This window comes from Nocardia jiangsuensis, assembly GCF_042650385.1.
GTDB lineage: Bacteria > Actinomycetota > Actinomycetes > Mycobacteriales > Mycobacteriaceae > Nocardia > Nocardia jiangsuensis.
The window spans coordinates 112913-128581 of sequence record NZ_JBHSAX010000002.1 but is presented as its reverse complement, the minus strand read 5'-3'; the positions used below and the strand labels follow the sequence as shown (position 1 = coordinate 128581).

Here is a 15669-nt window from a genome sequence, read left to right as displayed (position 1 = left end):
GGCGCGGACCGGCCGGAGCGGACAGTCACCTCGCCCACTCCGCAAACCCACAGTGAACGACAAAGTCTTCCGGGTGCACCCCGAATTACGCTGAGCCCGGCGTCTTTCGAGTAACCCCTTCACGAACTGTGATCCAGATCTCCCAGTCCGGCGATCCGTCGAGGGAGGTTGCCATTCGGAAGTACCGTTCGGAAGTACGGCACGAACTGCACAGATGTAATTCCGAAGGTTCGCTCAGCGGTCCCCACCCGCGCGCCGCGGCGTGTCGAACGCGGTGACAACGGCCGCCACCAGGATCAGGATCGCGGAGACCAGCAGCGCCACCTCGAGCCCGTGGTGAAACGCCTCCTTGCCGGTGTTCAGCACGTCGTTGAGCTTCGAGAGGTACGGCAGGTACGGGGTGATGTTCGTACCCTCCGGGATTCCGCCCCGCTGCACCGCGTCCACCACGAAGGGCTGCAGCTCCGGCGGCAGCCCGTGCTCCGCCATCCGCGCCTTCAGGTCTGCGGTGAGCAGCGAGTTCACCAGCGCACCGAGCACCGCGACGCCGACCGCCGAGCCGACCTGCCGCATCGTGTTGGTCGCCGCCGCCGCCATCCCCGAGTGCTCGGCGGGCAGCCCGGAGAGCACCGCCGAGGTCAGCGGCACCACCGCGACGCCGAAGCCGAGACCGGCCAGCGCCATCGCAGCGGCGAGCGGCCCGTCCTCGATCGCTCCCTCCAGCGTGTACCGGGTGAGCAGAATGCCCGCGGCCCCCACCAGGCACCCGGCGATCATCGGCGTCCGCGCCCCGCGCCGCGCCACCCAGAACCCCGCCGCGAGCGACCCGGCCACGATCGCGACGGCCATCGGCGCGAACACCGTCGCCGTCCGCGCCCCCGAGTACGCCTGCATCACCTGCAGGTACAGCGCCGTGCAGAAGAAGATGGAGAAGATGCCGAAGTAGACGGCGAACGCCACCACCAGCGCACTCCGTACCGCCGGCGGCCACAGATAGCGCAGCTGCAGCACGGGTGCGCGAGCGCGCAGCTCGACGACCACGAAGGCGACGAGGGCGACCGCTCCCGCGCCGAAGAGCGCGAGCACCGGCCCCGAGGTGTACCCCTCGTGCTCACCGGCGATGGCAGCGTAGATCACCGCGCCGAGAAAACCGGCGCCGAGCACGAATCCGGCCCAGTCGATCGGCCCGTCCGGCGGATCCGAGCTCTCCGGCACCGCCCACAGCGCCGCGAGCAGCACCGCCGCCCCGAGCAGCAGGTTGAACCAGAAGATCGAGCGCCAGCCGTAGGCGTGCACCAGGACGCCACCGAGCACCGGCCCCGCGGCCAGCGCCAGCCCGGCCGCCGCCGCCCACACGCCGAGCGCGCGGGCCCTGGCACGCTCGGCCGGGAAGATATGGCGCAGTAGCGAGAGCGTGCCCGGCTCCGAGGCCGCCGCGCCGACGCCCATGATCGCGCGGCCGAGGACGAGCAGCGGCACGGTGGCCGCGAGCGCCGCCACCACCGACCCCGCGCAGAAGACCACCAGCCCGGCGATCATCACCCGCTTGCGCCCCCACCGGTCGCCGAGCGAGCCGCCGGCCAGCATGAACCCGGCGAAGACCACCGTGTAGGCGTTGACCACCCACTGCAGCGTGCTCACATCGGTGCGCAGCTCGTTCCGGATCGCTCCGAGCGCCACGCTCACGATGGTGGTGTCGAGAAACGTCACGAACACGACGGCGGTGACCGCCGCGAGTGCCGTGACCGGTCGCGCCGCCGCGCTCGGCGCTGTGCCCGTCGGCCCCACGCGCACAGGGTACGGTGCCGCCGAACCAGCCGGCCCGAATGGCCGATGAACAGCTGGCGACGGTGCGGCGCGCGGGCCGACGACAGTTGCTCACGGCGACACCGCGGGAGACGAAAAGAGGCCTCCGCAATCGCGGAGGCCCCTGATCTGGCCGGATGGTGGAGCTAAGGGGAATCGAACCCCTGACCTTCTCGATGCGAACGAGACGCGCTACCAACTGCGCTATAGCCCCGTGCGGCTCCTGGGAACCGCGCTGTGACACTGTAACAGGGCGGAACCACAGACTCCGAATCGGGACCGTGAGCTGGGGCGATACTCTCACGACGGCGGCCAGGCCGGGCTACTCGCCCGCAGCGCGGCGCATGTCATCGGTGCGGTTGCGCAGGGCGCGGGCGGCGGCCGGGTCAAAGGTCTCCAACTGCTCGAAGTCGGGGGCTTCGTCGTCCGGTTCGAGCAGGACGGAGCGGCGGCGCAGGGTGCGGGCGGTGTCCCGATCCATGCCGACGGCGGCGCGGGCCTGGCGGCGCGGGGCGGCGGGCTCGGCGTCTTCGCCCGCGCTCGGCGTACGGCCGCGGGCCAGCCGGGCGGAGCGGCGGCGCCGGATCTCCTCCTCCATCCGCACCTGCTTGCGCAGGTACGCGAGGTAGCCGACGAGCACGACGAGGCTCAGAGCGGTGCCCCACCACAGGGCGGGGGCGACGGCGAGGCCGAGGCCGCCGCAGAGCAGGCCGGTGAGCATGAGGCCGAGCACGGCGCGCTGCCGGAAGGTGTAGCGCGCGGCGCGGGCGATGGCGTCGGCTTCCGGGTCGTAGCCGCCGCGGCCGCGGCGAGTCGGCACGAAGTCGTCGTCGGTGTGCTCGGCGGCCTCCTTTTCGGCAGTCCGCTCCTCGGCGGAGTCGGTCTCCTCGTCGGCGTAGAGGTCGTCGTCATCGAGGCGGGCGGGAGCCTTGGCGGGGGCGGGCGGGATGCGCGCGCTCACCCGGGCGGCGGTGTCCTCGGCGGTTTCGGGTTCGGGGGCGTCGTCGTCCTCGTACTCGTCGTCGTCCTCGTACGGCTCGTCCACGTACTCGGCGTCCTCGGCGCCGGGATCCGTGTCCCGGTCATCCGCGTCGTCGACGTCCTCGTCGGTCCGGTCGTCGGCGTCGGTCCGGTCGTCGGCGTCCGCCACGTCGTCGTACTCGTCGTCCGTGTCGTAGTCGGCGTCCGCGTCGGCGGCGGACTCCCCCTCGAGCTCGGGCAGGTCGGTGTCCGCGAGCCGATCCTCCCGGGCGCGGGGATCGGTGACGGTGTGTTCGTCGTCGGTGACGGGCTCGTCAGCCGAAGTCGTCATCCGATCCTCCGCATCATCGCTCTGGGGAAGCCTTCTCGTGCGTCGGGGCGGCCGGTAGTCGGGGTCGCTGTCGTGCGGGCCGTTCTTGCGGCGGCGTTTCGAGCCGCCCCGGTACAGCACGCGGGTCGCCAGCGCGGCGTCGGTGGTGCGCCGGATGCGGGGGTGGCGGTTGGCGAGCATGGGGAAGAGAACGAAGACCCACAGCACGACGAGCCCGATCCACAGGATCGAATTCGGCATGTCGTCAACACCTCCGTCCCCGCCGGGATTGGTCCACTCGGCCCGCGGCCGGGCCGCACCCCGCCGAGCGACCGCGCAGGCCCTCGTCCGGGGCGGCGGTTCGGCCGCCGCGGAGGTACTTCGGCCGGCCCCCTCATCGGCCGGCCGAGCACCCCACAGGCTCCGTGCCGGCGGCGCGGGACGCACCACCGACGTCCGTAGGTTAATTCCGGGTAGAGATCACAACGAGCAGGCGCGCCGTGCACTTGCGCCACAGCAGTCACATTTCCACCACTTCCGCGGCACGTGCAGCCACCGTATTCCTTTCCCCCGGACGATCGATCCCCTTCGGCGGTGCGACACCGCAGCTCAGAGCGGTGTCGCGCGTCCCTCCCGCACGATCCGATCGACCACGGTGCCGAGCACCTCTTCGACGGTGATACCCACCAGGAGGTGATCACGCCAGGCGCCGTCGACATCGAGGTAGCGGCGCAGCAGCCCCTCCTCGCGGAATCCCGCGTGCCGCAGCACCGCCTGGCTCGCCAGGTTCTCCGGCCGCACGGTGGCCTCCACCCGGTGCAGCCCGACCGGGCCGAAGCAGTGGTCGAGGCCGAGCGCGAGCGCCGCGGTCGCCACGCCCTTCCCGCTCAGGTCGCGCGCCACCCAGTAGCCGATCCAGGCCGAGCGCAGCGCGCCGCGCACGATATTGCCCACCGTGATCTGCCCGGCGAAGTCGCCGTCCACCTCGATCGCGAGCGGGATCATGGCGCCCCGCCGCGCCTCGGCCTTCAGCCCCGACCAGAGCGACGGCCAGTTCGACGCGTGGTTGCGCGCCTCCCAGGTACCGCGGCCGGTCGGCTCCCACGGCTCCAGGTGGTCGCGGTCGCGCAGGCGGATCCGGCTCCAGGCGGCGGCGTCCCGCAGCCGTACCGGCCGCAGCCGCACCTCGCCGGCGGCGACCATGACCGGACCGATCTTGGCCGGCCATCCCGGGTGCTGCGCACTCCGGAGAACGCTCATACTCTGCACGCCTCAGCCGCGCTGCGAGAGGAACGCGACGCGCACCTCGTCACCGGTGCGGATCTCGGTGTCGTCCGGCTCGACGACGATCAGACTGTTGGCCTCCGCGAGCGTGGCGAGCAGGTGCGAGGAGCCGTTGGTGCCGTTGCCGAGCGGCTGCACCAGGTAGTCGCCGGTGGTCTCGTCGCGCATGAGCTGTGCGCGCAGGTACCCCTTCCGGCCGGCCATGGAGGTGACCGGCATGATCGTCCGCGCCCGGATGACCCGGCGCATGGGATGCCTGCGGCCGAGCGCGATCCGGATCAGCGGGCGCACCATCACCTCGAAGACCACAAGTGCGCTCACCGGATTGGCAGGCAGCAGGAAGGTCGGCACCTCGTCCCGACCCAGCCGGCCGAAACCCTGCACCGAGCCGGGATGCATGGCCACCCTGGCGATCTCCAGCTCGCCGAGCCCGTCCAGCGCCTCGCGCACCTGTTCCGAGGCCCAGCCGCCGACGGCGCCCGCGATCACCACCACCTCGGAGCGCATCAGCTGCCCCTCGACCACGTCGCGCAGCCTGCGCGGATCGGAGCTGACGATGCCGACCCGGTTCACATCGGCGCCCGCATCGCGCGCCGCTGCGGCCAGCGCGTAGGAGTTCACGTCGTAGACCTGCCCCGGCCCCGGCGTGCGATCGATGTCGATCAACTCGCCGCCGATGGAGATCACCGAGAGCCGCGGCCGCGGATGGACGAGCACCTTGTCCTGCCCGACCGCGGCGAGCAGCCCCACCTGCGCGGGGCCGATGATGGTCCCCGCGCGCACCGCGACGTCGCCGGGCTGCACGTCGTCGCCGATGCGGCGCACGTAGTCGCCGGAGCGCACCGGCTCGTAGACCTTGATCCGGGCGCGACCGCCGTCGGTGAAGTCCAGCGGGAGCACGGCGTCCGCGAGCGTCGGCAGCGGCGCGCCGGTATCCACCCGGACGCTCTGCCGCGGCTGCAGCCGGATCGGCTGCCTGGAACCGGCAACCACCTCGCCGACCACGGGGAGGGTGAGGTCGACGAGCTCGCCGGTCTCGTCCCTGATGTCGGAGCCGGCCGCCGAGACGTCGACGCTGCGCACCGCGTAGCCGTCGATGGCGGCCTGGTCGAAGCCGGGCAGCGGCCGTTCGGTGACGACATCCTCGGCGCACAGCAGACCCTGGGCCTCCGAGATCGCGACCCGGACCGGCCTCGGCGCGACCGCGGCAGCGGTCACCTTGATCTGCTGATCCTCAACCGAGCGCATCCAGCCCTTCCCTGCTCCTCTCGCACGCCGCCGCTGCCGCATCGGCACCGGCGTGCGTACAGCCGGGCGGCGAACACATTCGTACCCGACGTGTCCACCGCCCGTGAAATTCGACCGCGCCCGTCAGTCGTAGGTCGTCAGCTGGGGATCCCAGTCCGGGCCGAGCCGGTGCTGCAGCCACTCCCGAAGGGCCGGGCCGTACTCCTCCCGTTCCAGGGCGAAATCGACCGCTGCTCGAAGATAACCGCCCGGGTTGCCCAAATCGTGGCGCGACCCACGGTGCACGACCACATGAACCGGATGTCCCTCCGCGATCAGCAGCGCGATGGCGTCGGTGAGCTGGAGTTCGCCACCCGCGCCCGGCTCGATCCGGCGCAGCGCGTCGAAGATCGCCCGGTCCAGCAGATACCGCCCGGCAGCGGCGTACGTGGACGGCGCGTCGGCGAGCGCGGGCTTCTCCACCATCCCATTGACCCGGAGCACATTCGGGTTCACCGCGTCCGGCAGCACCTCGACGTCGAAGACGCCGTAGGCGCTGACCTGCTCCTTCGGCACATCGATGGCGCACAGCACGGAGCCGCCGCGCTTGCGCCGCACCCGGCTCATCACGTCGAGCACACCGGACGGGAGCACCAGGTCGTCCGGGAGCAGCACGGCGATGGCGTCCTCGTCGTCGTCGAGCACCGCCTCCGCCTGGGCGACCGCGTGGCCGAGGCCGAGCGGCTCCTCCTGGATCACCGCGCTGACGTCGAGCAGCCCCGGCGCCCGGCGCACCTTCTCCAGCGCCTCCATCTTGCCGCGCGCGGCAAGCGTGCCCTCCAACACCAGGTCTTCGACGAAGTGCGCGACGACGCCGTCTTTACCCGGCGAGGTGACGATCACCAGCCGCTCGGCCCCCGAGTCCGCGGCCTCCGTGGCGACCAGTTCGATCCCCGGCGTGTCGACCACCGGCAGCAATTCCTTCGGCACCGTCTTCGTCACGGGCAGGAAGCGCGTCCCCAGACCCGCTGCCGGCACCACAGCCGTGCGGAAAACCCCTACCCCGCCATTCGCCGACCGTCCGGCCTTCGCTGTCATACGCCTACCCTATCCATCCATTACATCGCGGGTCCGCCGCTGCGGCGACCAGCCATTCCGCTGAGCCTATGGTGACGTTCATGGAGATGCCCGGTGAGCGCGGAAAACATGCATGGCGCGACGACATCCTGACCCACCGGAACCAGCTCTCCACTGCCGACCACGATGCCGAGGCGCTGGCACTCGCCGAGACGATAACCACAGTTCTGTCCGCGCCGGTCGGTCCCGGCCCCGCCACGGTGGCGGCCTACGTTCCGGTGCGCGGCGAGCCGGGCGACCTCCGCATGCTCGACGCGCTGGCCGGCACCGGCGCGACCGTTCTGCTGCCCGTCACCGGCGAGCCGGGGCCGCTGAGCTGGGCCGTCTACACCGGGGCCGAGCACCTGGTACGCCGCCGCTTCGGGCTGCGCGAGCCGGACGGCCCGGTGCTGCCGCCCGCGGTGCTCGCCGGGGCCGGTGTGATCCTCGTCCCCGCCCTCGCCGTCGACCGCCGCGGCGTCCGGCTCGGCCGTGGCGCGGGCTACTACGACCGCTCCCTCGATCTGGCGGACCCCGCTGCACGGCTCATCGCGGTGGTTCGGGACGAAGAACTCGTGCCCGTACTACCCGAGGAGCCGCACGACCGCCGGATGGGATGGGCCTTGACACCGAACGCCGGTTTCACACCGCTCGGCGCCACTGGAGGCCCTTCCTGACCCGGGAATGCCGAGTCGATTGGCAACGTTGGCAGTGTCGGCGGTAGAGTGCTAGATCGACACAGCCCCGGAGGATCTCGATGCCTACTTACTCGTACGCGTGCACCCAGTGTGACAATCGGTTCGACATCGTCCAGTCCTTCAGCGACGACTCGCTGACCGAATGCCCCGAGTGCACCGGCAGGCTGCGCAAGCTCTTCAACTCCGTCGGCATCGTCTTCAAGGGCAGCGGCTTCTACCGCACCGACAGCCGGGGTGGCTCGACCACCGCGAGCGACCCCGCGAAGGCTGATTCGAGCTCGTCGGGCTCCGATTCGTCGTCGAGCACGAGCACTGCTCCGGCGGCCTCTTCTCCGTCGACATCGGGTTCCTCCTCGGGTTCGTCGAGCACGAGTACTGCTGTCGCGAGCTGATCGTAGGTCTCGGGCCGGTGCCGAAAGCGCCGGCCCGAGCCGAGTTGTCCACAGCTTCATCGCTATCCACAGGGGCCGGTTCGAGCCGGTTCCCGGCCGGTGCCCGGCTCCTAGGCTTCAGCCATGTCTCGCACCGATTCCGCACTCCGCCGCTCCACGCTCGGCTCCGAGAGCCGGGTGCTCGACGCGTTCCGCAACCGCCCACCCTGGCTCGACGGCATCCTCGCCCGGCGGTTGCTCGCGGGCTTGCTGGCACTGCTCGCGGGGGCACTCTTCCTCCGGGGTGACCCGGGAGCCGCCCGCACCGAGATCCTGGTCGCGAGCCGCGACCTCGCCCCGGGCAGCCTGCTGACCGACACCGATCTGCGCGCCGCCGCGCATCCGTCGGGCACGCTGCCGGACGGTGTGGTGCGCGAATCCGCCGTCCTGCTCGGCGCCACCCTCACCGGGGCCATGCGGGCCGGCGAGGTCTTCACCGACGTGCGCACCGTGAATCCCCGGCTGGCCGGGGTCGCGACCGGCTCCCCGGACGCCAGGATCGTGCCGCTGCGGCTCGCCGATTCGGCGGTCGCCGAAATCCTCCGCGCGGGTGATCGAGTGGATGTCATCGGTGCGGCGAGTGCCGGTGCGGGCCGCGAATCCGACCGGCCGCCGAGAACCCTCGCCACCGACGCGGCCGTGGTGCTGGTGTCGGCGGCCGGGGAGGGCAGGGGCGCCGAGCGGGTGGTGCTGGTCGCCATGGACACCGGTCACGCCACCGCGGTGGCCGCGGCTTCGCTGAGCAGCGCGCTCACGGTGGTATTCCATTGAGCGCCGGGGGCGGGGAAGGCGAAAGCGGGCCCGTCGCCGAAGCGACGGACCCGCCGGTGATCACGAGGATCGGAGTGCGATCAGCCGATGCTGAAGGGCTGGCCCCACAGGGTGACGACGGACATCACGTTCTCGGTCTCGACCTTGACCCGCACGAAGGCGCGCGCCTGGGCGTAGCCGGCGCAGCCGCTCAGCCCGATGGTGGAGTCGGCCCAGGTCACCGAGCCGTCGTTGCCCTTGAACGTGTTGTTGGTCGCGTGGTCCTCGTCGCCGTAGTCGTCCGGCTTCTCGATGTCGAGGACGTAGAACGACGCCGCCTGGCCGGGGCCGAGCGACAGGTTGCCGCCGGAGCTGGCGCCGACACCGCCGGTCACGCTCTCGCCATCGCTCCAGTCGAGGCTGCCCTCGACACCGCCTTCGACACCGCCGCCGGCGATGTTGACCTGGCAGCCGACGACGTAGCCCGGGTAGATCTTGCCGCCGACGTCCTCGCCACCGGCGATCGACACCTGCGCGGAGCCGGAGACCCACGTGTTGCGGTGCACCGGGGTGGAGCCGAGCGACGGGCTGATGTTGGCCGACTCGCCGACCAGGCTGACCGTCACCACGGTGCCGTCGGAGAGCGTCTTGGTGATGGTGCCGCCCGGCAGGGCGACGAAGGTGTCGGCATTGGCGGCGCCGGTGGAGAACAGGCCCATGGCGACCGTGGCGGCGGCACCTACGCCTGCCACCCGCGCCAAGTTCTTACGGTTGATCATGTGTGTTGCCCCTCGAGGGTCGTATTCGCGTCAGCGAGAAGAAGATTCTGGAAGAGGTCGAGATCAGCCGATGCTGAACGGCAGGCCGTACAGGCTGGTCTTCGAGTAGTTGTCGCCGATGATCTCGACGACGCTGTAGGCGCGGGCCTGCGCGTAGCCGGCGCAGCCCTGGATCTCGATCTCCACATCCTGGTACTCGACCGAGTACACACCCGGCTTCAGGATGTCCTTCGCTTCGATCTGCACGAACTTGACCTCACCGGGGCCGAGGTTGAGCCCGATCGAGCCCCCGATCGCGCCGTCGGTCAGCGTCAGACCACCGGAGAGGCCCGCCGAGATGGCGTCGTCCGCGATGGAGACCTGGCAGCCGACGATGTAGCCGGTGTTCACCTGCGACGCGCCGTGCGTCGAGGAGTTGTTGCTGCCCGGATCGCCGGCGGGGCCGTTGAACGGGCCCACCTCGCCCTCGGGGGTGACGGTGACATCGGCGGTGGTGGTGCCCGACACCCAGACCACACGGCCGGCGCCGTTGGCCGCCAGCGACGGCGACACGATCGCGGTCTCGGCGGTGCGCGTCAGGGTGACGCCCGGGCCCAGCTTCTGGCCGTCCGGCAACGGCACGAAGGTGTCGGCGTTGGCGGCGCCGGTCGAAAGCAGGCCCATGGCAACGGCCGCGGCAGCGCCGACGCCTGCTACGCGGGCACCGCGGCGCAGACCGTTGATGCGGTTCTCGCTCATACTTCCCCTCATCAGGTTCGAACAGGCAGCTCGACCATCGAGACTGCACGTGGTCCTCTCAGGCCCAGCTCAGTTTGTCGCCCCTTTGTTGCCGTCATGTAACCGACTGTTATTTCGGCGCAACGCCCCGGTCCGGGTGATCGGAACAGGGATACGCCTCCGACGAGGTGTCCAGTGCCGTCCGGCAGTGAGTGAACGACACCCGAAACAGACGCATCCCGCGAGAGAGAGTAAACGGGGAGAAATCCAACCGCGCGGAAAGTTTTCGTAAAGATCAGATGACTCATGTCACAACGCACCCACGCCCGCCGGGGGGTCGACGTGCACGAACGTGGGGAGTGACCCGCAGGACCTCGGGTGGCAGCGGTGCGAATCCCTACTACCCAGGGGCATCGCTGAGGTGCGGAAAGGGCCGGCTCAGTCGCAGCACGCCATTAACTTCGCGGCCGTCGAACTTCCGACCGGAGGGGCTGCGGGCGGCGCGGGGCAGCCGATCGAGGCGCGAAGGCGCTCCACCTCATGTCAAGGCGGAGTTACCAGAAACAGGGAGGGAGCTCAACCGTGGTGTGGTGGCACCTGGGAGCGCAGCCAGTGCTCGCCGGAGTCGTCTCGGCGTTCGTCGTCGCCGCGTTCGTCGCGGGTGGTCTCCGGCAGCGCGTCGCCGAAGATGCGGGCCAGACGCTCCGCGTCCCCCGCCCGGCGCGGGCGGGGGACGTCGGTGGCGTCGCCGGTGGAAATTACTCCGCCAAACCGGAGAGTTCGTCGACCACCCGGCTGGCGAGCGGGCTGAGCGTCGCCATGCCGTCGCGGACCGCGGCGCGGGTGCCGGCCAGATTCACCACCAGGGTGCTACCCGAGACGCCGGCCAGGCCGCGGGAGAGCACCGCGTCGAGCGAGCCGGCCACCCGGCCGGAGGAGCGCAGCGCCTCGCTGATGCCGGGCAGCTCCCGATCGAGCACCTGCGAGGTGGCCTCGGGGGTGACGTCGCGCGGCGACATGCCGGTGCCGCCGACCGAGATCACCAGGTCGACGCCGCCGATGACCGCGGTGTTCAGCGCGTTGCGGATCTCCACCTCGTCGGCCTGCACCGAGACCGAGGCGTCGACGAGGAACCCCGCCTCGGTGAGCAGTTCGGTGACCAGGGGGCCGATCGAATCCTCGGCGCCGTGCGCCGTCCTGTCGTCGACGACAACCACCAGTGCCCGCCCCGCCACAGGAGCATCGATTTCCATGGTGCTCACCGTAGCGCCAACCGGCGACAGCCCCACCGATCCCCCGGGCAGCACGCGGATCATCGGCCTGCCTCCGCCGGTGCGGCGTCCAGCGTCACCTGGACGGTCTTCGGGTTGTTGCCCTGTTCGTCGGTGTAGGTCACCGTCACCTTGTCTCCTGGTTGGTGGGAGCGGACCGCCGCGATCAGTGCGTCACCGGAATCGATGACTCGATCGTCGACCTTCGTGACGACCGCGCCGGCCGGGATCCCCGCCTTGGCGGCGGGCCCGTCCTGGGTCGCTTCGAGCACCTGTGCCCTGGTGTCCTGCGGGCGCAGCTTGATGCCGATCTGGGCGTAGGTGGCCCGGCCGGTCTTGGTCAGCTGATCGGCGACCCGGCGGGCCTGGTCGACCGGGATGGCGAAGCCGAGGCCGATCGAGCCGCTCTGCTGGCCACCGGTCTCGCCGCCGAGGGTCGCGATGGCGGTATTGATGCCGATGAGCTTGCCCTCGCCGTCCACCAGCGCGCCGCCGGAGTTGCCCGGGTTGATCGCGGCGTCGGTCTGCACCGCGTCGATCACCGGGTTGACGCCGGGGGCGGTGCCGGAGCCGCTGGTCGAGACGGGGCGGTTGAGCGAGGAGACGATACCGGTGGTGACGGTGCCCGCGAGGCCGAGCGGGGAGCCGATCGCGATCACCGGCTGGCCGACCTGGAGCTCCGCCGAGCTGCCCAGCTCGATCGGGGTGAGGCCGGTCTTGCCGTCGGCCTTGATGACCGCGAGGTCGGAGACCGGGTCGGTGCCGACGATGGTCGCGGGGGCGGTGGAGCCGTCGCTGAAGACGACCTCCATCCTGGCGCCGGTGCCGCCGCCGGTGGCGACGTGGTTGTTGGTCAGGATCAGGCCGTCCGAGGAGAGCACGACGCCGGAGCCCTCGCCCTCGGCGCGGTTGCTCGCCACCTTGATCATCACGACGCTGGGCAGCACCTTCTGGGCCACCGCCTGGATGGAGCCGGAGGGGGCGTTGGCGACCGTGTTCACGTTCGGCTTCGGGGCGTCGAGCGCGTTGGCGACCGTCGACGTGCTGTCGCGGTCGACCGCGACGGCGCCGACGACGCCGCCGATGCCGCCGCTCACCAGGGCGAGGGCGAGCGCGCCCGCGACCAGCGCGGTGCGCCGCGGGCGCTTGGCCGGGCCCGGGTCCGACGGGCCGCCACCGTAAGCGGGCGGGATGCTGCCCGGCGGGACCGGGCCGCCCGGCTGGGTGTAGCCGGGGCCGGGGGCGTAGGGGGCCGGGATCGACCCGGAGGCCGCGCCGGAGCCGGGCTCGTACCGCCCCTGCGTCTCGTGCCCGCCCGAGCCGAATCCCTGGTGCGCGCCGAACACGCTGGTCGCGTGCTGCGGCCCATCACCTCCGTAGCCACCCGGACCGAAGCCACCGGCTCCTGTCTCGGATCCACGCCCGCCGTCCGACCCGCCGGGAACGTTCGTCGTACGGTCCGAACCGAAGCCCCCGTGCTGCGCGCCGAAAGCGCCGGTCCCCTGCTCGGAGCCGGGCGCGCCGAGAGCGCCGACACCGTCGACCCCCGAACCGAACCCACCCGACCCCGGCGGGTTGTACCCGCCCTGTGGCCCGTACGGCCCCGGCGCCCACGGCGAACCCGGCCCGGGTGGCGGCGGGGTGGGGTGCGTGGCACCCGCGGGCTGCTCTCCCGCGCGGCGCTGGTTTTCCTCGGTCACGGCGAATCCTCGTTGCTCGGCTGTGGGTCCTGCTCGTAGTACCCCCCAGCCTGCTGAACACGACTGAGAACGGACTGAGACGGCGCTATCAGTTCCCCGAGAGCTGCTCGGGCCTGCCCCCTTCGCCGGGGAGCACGATGCGGATGAGCGCGCCGCCGCGCTCGGAGGCGTCGACGGTGATGGTGCCGCCGTGCTTGGTCACCACCTGCTTGACGATGGCGAGGCCGAGCCCGGAGCCGGGCATGGAGCGGGAGGCGGTGGTCCGGTAGAAGCGCTCGAACACCAGCTCGTGCTCGGCGGGCGGGATGCCGGGGCCCGCGTCGTCGACGGCGAGTTCGAGCAGGTTCCGGCTCACCTCGCGCATGGTGACCAGGATCCGGGCCCCGCCGGGGCTCCACTTGGCGGCGTTGTCGAGCACGTTGAGGACGGCGCGCTCCAGCCCCGCCTCGTGGCCGTAGACGAACCAGGGCCGCAGCTCGGCGACGAACTCGATGGCGCCGCGCCTGCGCCGGGCGCGCTCCAGCGCCCGCTCGGTGACCTCGCCCATGTCGACCCGCTCGTAGACGGTCTCCGGCGCGTCCTCGCGGGCGAGGTCGACCAGGTCTCCGACCAGGGTGGAGAGCTCCTCGATCTGCCCCATGACGTCGGCGCGCAGCTCGGCCATGTCCTCCTCGGGCAGCCGGGGCGCGCCCGGCCTGCTCGAGGCGATGAGCAGCTCCATATTGGTGCGCAGCGAGGTGAGCGGGGTGCGCAGCTCGTGCCCGGCGTCGGCGACCAGCCTGCGCTGCCGGTCCCTGGACTCGGTGAGCGCGCGCAGCATGGTGTTGAAGCTCTCGGTGAGCCGGGCCAGCTCGTCGTCGCCGGTGACCTGGATCGGAGTGAGGTCATCGGTGCGGGCGACCCGCTCGGTGGCGGCGGTGAGCCTGGCGATCGGGCGCAGCCCGGTGCGGCCGACGGCGGTGCCCGCCGCAGCGGCGAGCACCACGCCGCAGCCGCCGACGACGAACATGAGCCAGGCGAGCCGGTCGAGCACCTCCCTGGTCGGCTCCAGCCGCTGCGAGACCACGAGCGTCGCCCCGGAATTGGTGCGCCGCGCGAGCACCCGCTGGTTGTCGACGGTGCGCAGGGAGAACTCGCGCTGCCCGGCGGCCACCGCCATCTCGTCGGCGCCGACCGGCGGGTTGGTCGGCTGCGGGGGGACGTACTGCTTGTCGTCGGCGAAGATCAGCGCGACGCCGACGTCGTTGGAGTAGAGCCCGGCCAGGATGATCGAGTAGAAGCCGAGGCTGTCGAAGTTGTTGTCGATGAGCGTGGCGGCGCGGGCGCGCAGCTGCGAGTCGACGTCGGCGTAGAGCGAGCGGGCCACCATGGCGTAGGCGGCGATCGAGGCGAGCGCGACCGCGATGGCGACCACCGAGGCGGCGAGCAGGGTGACCCGCCAGCGCAGCGAGACCGAGCGGGTCAGCGGGGTCGGCGGGCGCATCTCCGGCGGCAGCGGCTCCGGCGTGCGAGGCTCGGGACGGGGCGGATTGCCGAGGGTGGCGATCACCGGCCGCCTGGTGCTGCCGCGGGTCACGGCGGCGTCTCGCGGAGCACGTACCCGACGCCGCGCACGGTGTGGATGAGCCGCAGCTCGCCCTCGGCCTCGGTCTTGCGGCGCAGGTAGCCGATGTAGACCTCGAGCGCGTTGCCCGAGGTCGGGAAGTCGTAGCCCCAGACCTCCTCGAGGATCCGGCTGCGGGTGAGCACCCGGCGCGGGTTGGCCATCAGCATCTCCAGCAGCGAGAACTCGGTGCGGGTGAGGCTGATCGCCCTGGTGTCCCTCGTCACCTCCCTGGTCACCGGATCCAGCGACAGGTCCGCGAACCGCAGGGTCTCGGAGGCCTCGCCGGGAGCGGTCCCGGTCCGGCGCAAGAGGGCGCGCAGCCGGGCGAGCAATTCCTCGAGCGCGAACGGCTTCGGCAAATAGTCGTCGGCGCCCGCGTCAAGTCCCGCGACACGTTCGGAAACGGAATCCCGCGCCGTCAAAACCAGAATCGGAAGGTCGTCTCCGGTACTGCGCAGCCGGCGACATACCTCCAGACCGTCCAGCCGTGGCATCATCACATCCAGCACCAGCGCATCGGGGCGCTGGACGGTCGCCTTCTCGAGTGCGTCGACCCCGTCGACCGCCAGATCCACCGTGTAGCCGTTGAAGGTCAGCGACCGGCGCAACGATTCGCGAACGGCGCGGTCGTCGTCGACTACCAGAATCCGCATGTGACCAGTGTGGCCCTGCCGACTGAGAGCCGACTGAGAGGGTGTGTCCGACACGCCGTGACGCGACTCGCCGGAGATCTCGGCGGATCCATCTCGGAACGATCACAGTCCGGTTACCGACGGTGACCAGCACCTTTTATCCGAAGTCGCCGAAGTGCTTCCGGGCGGACGGGCCGAAAGCCCCGAAAGGCGTTCTGTGACGCCATATTCGAGAAAAACATACTGAGTACCCCAGATTGCTCACACTCACGCAGCGCGGTATGTTCACCGCGGTAAAAAGAAGACCCTTCGTTGGTTCTGTGATGCGGGTTGATCCACATCCGACGAGCAGCCACGCGCC

Annotated in this window: 14 protein-coding genes and 1 tRNA gene; 3 read left to right on the top strand and 12 right to left on the bottom strand. The window is 71.1% G+C overall.

Translation table 11 applies throughout. The features are described 5' to 3' along the window. Positions 1-234: 234 nt before the first annotated feature. The 6 genes from ACFO0B_RS00625 to ACFO0B_RS00600 all read right to left on the bottom strand — a co-directional run bounded on the left by ACFO0B_RS00625 (position 235) and on the right by ACFO0B_RS00600 (position 6706). Positions 235-1788, bottom strand: a complete 1554-nt coding sequence (locus tag ACFO0B_RS00625) for an MFS transporter (protein WP_378610262.1) — start codon at positions 1786-1788, stop codon at positions 235-237. Between the two features lie 156 nt (positions 1789-1944). Beyond that, positions 1945-2020: transfer RNA gene (locus ACFO0B_RS00620), tRNA-Ala, on the bottom strand. Between the two features lie 108 nt (positions 2021-2128). After that, positions 2129-3358 carry a divisome protein SepX/GlpR gene (gene sepX / locus ACFO0B_RS00615; RefSeq protein WP_378610261.1) on the bottom strand — a complete coding sequence of 410 codons (1230 nt, stop codon included), beginning with the start codon at positions 3356-3358 and terminating at the stop codon, positions 2129-2131. 348 nt (positions 3359-3706) lie between these two features. Beyond that, positions 3707-4357, bottom strand: coding sequence for a GNAT family N-acetyltransferase (locus ACFO0B_RS00610; protein ID WP_378610260.1), 651 nt, complete (start codon positions 4355-4357; stop codon positions 3707-3709). Positions 4358-4369: 12 nt separating this feature from the next. Next, positions 4370-5629, bottom strand: a complete 1260-nt coding sequence (gene glp, locus ACFO0B_RS00605; protein WP_378610259.1) for a molybdotransferase-like divisome protein Glp — start codon at positions 5627-5629, stop codon at positions 4370-4372. A gap of 123 nt (positions 5630-5752) precedes the next feature. After that, positions 5753-6706, bottom strand: a complete 954-nt coding sequence (locus ACFO0B_RS00600; protein WP_378610258.1) for a UTP--glucose-1-phosphate uridylyltransferase — start codon at positions 6704-6706, stop codon at positions 5753-5755. A gap of 80 nt (positions 6707-6786) precedes the next feature. Between ACFO0B_RS00600 and ACFO0B_RS00595 the strand changes: the two genes are divergently transcribed. From ACFO0B_RS00595 to ACFO0B_RS00585, 3 genes are all read left to right on the top strand, one after another. Continuing rightward, positions 6787-7401 carry a 5-formyltetrahydrofolate cyclo-ligase gene (locus ACFO0B_RS00595; RefSeq protein WP_378610257.1) on the top strand — a complete coding sequence of 205 codons (615 nt, stop codon included), beginning with the start codon at positions 6787-6789 and terminating at the stop codon, positions 7399-7401. Between the two features lie 80 nt (positions 7402-7481). After that, positions 7482-7814 (top strand): FmdB family zinc ribbon protein, encoded by a 333-nt coding sequence (locus ACFO0B_RS00590; RefSeq protein WP_378610256.1) that lies wholly within the window; start codon positions 7482-7484, stop codon positions 7812-7814. Positions 7815-7937: 123 nt separating this feature from the next. Further along, a complete protein-coding gene (locus ACFO0B_RS00585; protein WP_378610255.1) occupies positions 7938-8624 on the top strand; it encodes an SAF domain-containing protein in 687 nt (228 codons plus the stop codon). Positions 8625-8704: 80 nt separating this feature from the next. On the opposite strand, the gene ACFO0B_RS00580 is transcribed toward ACFO0B_RS00585, so the two are convergent. The 6 genes from ACFO0B_RS00580 to ACFO0B_RS00555 all read right to left on the bottom strand — a co-directional run bounded on the left by ACFO0B_RS00580 (position 8705) and on the right by ACFO0B_RS00555 (position 15329). Further along, the gene (locus tag ACFO0B_RS00580) at positions 8705-9382 is read right to left on the bottom strand and encodes an MspA family porin (RefSeq protein WP_378610254.1); all 678 of its coding nucleotides are present in this window, start codon (positions 9380-9382) and stop codon (positions 8705-8707) included. Positions 9383-9445: 63 nt separating this feature from the next. Continuing rightward, complete coding sequence (locus ACFO0B_RS00575) at positions 9446-10120, bottom strand: MspA family porin (RefSeq protein ID WP_378610253.1); 675 nt, start codon at positions 10118-10120, stop codon at positions 9446-9448. A gap of 737 nt (positions 10121-10857) precedes the next feature. Continuing rightward, the gene (locus ACFO0B_RS00570; RefSeq protein WP_378610252.1) at positions 10858-11352 is read right to left on the bottom strand and encodes a MogA/MoaB family molybdenum cofactor biosynthesis protein; all 495 of its coding nucleotides are present in this window, start codon (positions 11350-11352) and stop codon (positions 10858-10860) included. Between the two features lie 59 nt (positions 11353-11411). Further along, on the bottom strand, positions 11412-12716 hold the full coding sequence (locus ACFO0B_RS00565) for a S1C family serine protease (protein WP_378610251.1): 1305 nt from the start codon (positions 12714-12716) through the stop codon (positions 11412-11414). A 442-nt stretch (positions 12717-13158) separates the two neighbouring features. Further along, a complete protein-coding gene (locus ACFO0B_RS00560; protein WP_378610477.1) occupies positions 13159-14553 on the bottom strand; it encodes a HAMP domain-containing sensor histidine kinase in 1395 nt (464 codons plus the stop codon). A gap of 89 nt (positions 14554-14642) precedes the next feature. Then, positions 14643-15329: a response regulator transcription factor gene (locus ACFO0B_RS00555; RefSeq protein ID WP_378610250.1), complete on the bottom strand. Its 687-nt coding sequence runs from the start codon at positions 15327-15329 to the stop codon at positions 14643-14645. Positions 15330-15669 lie beyond the last annotated feature (340 nt).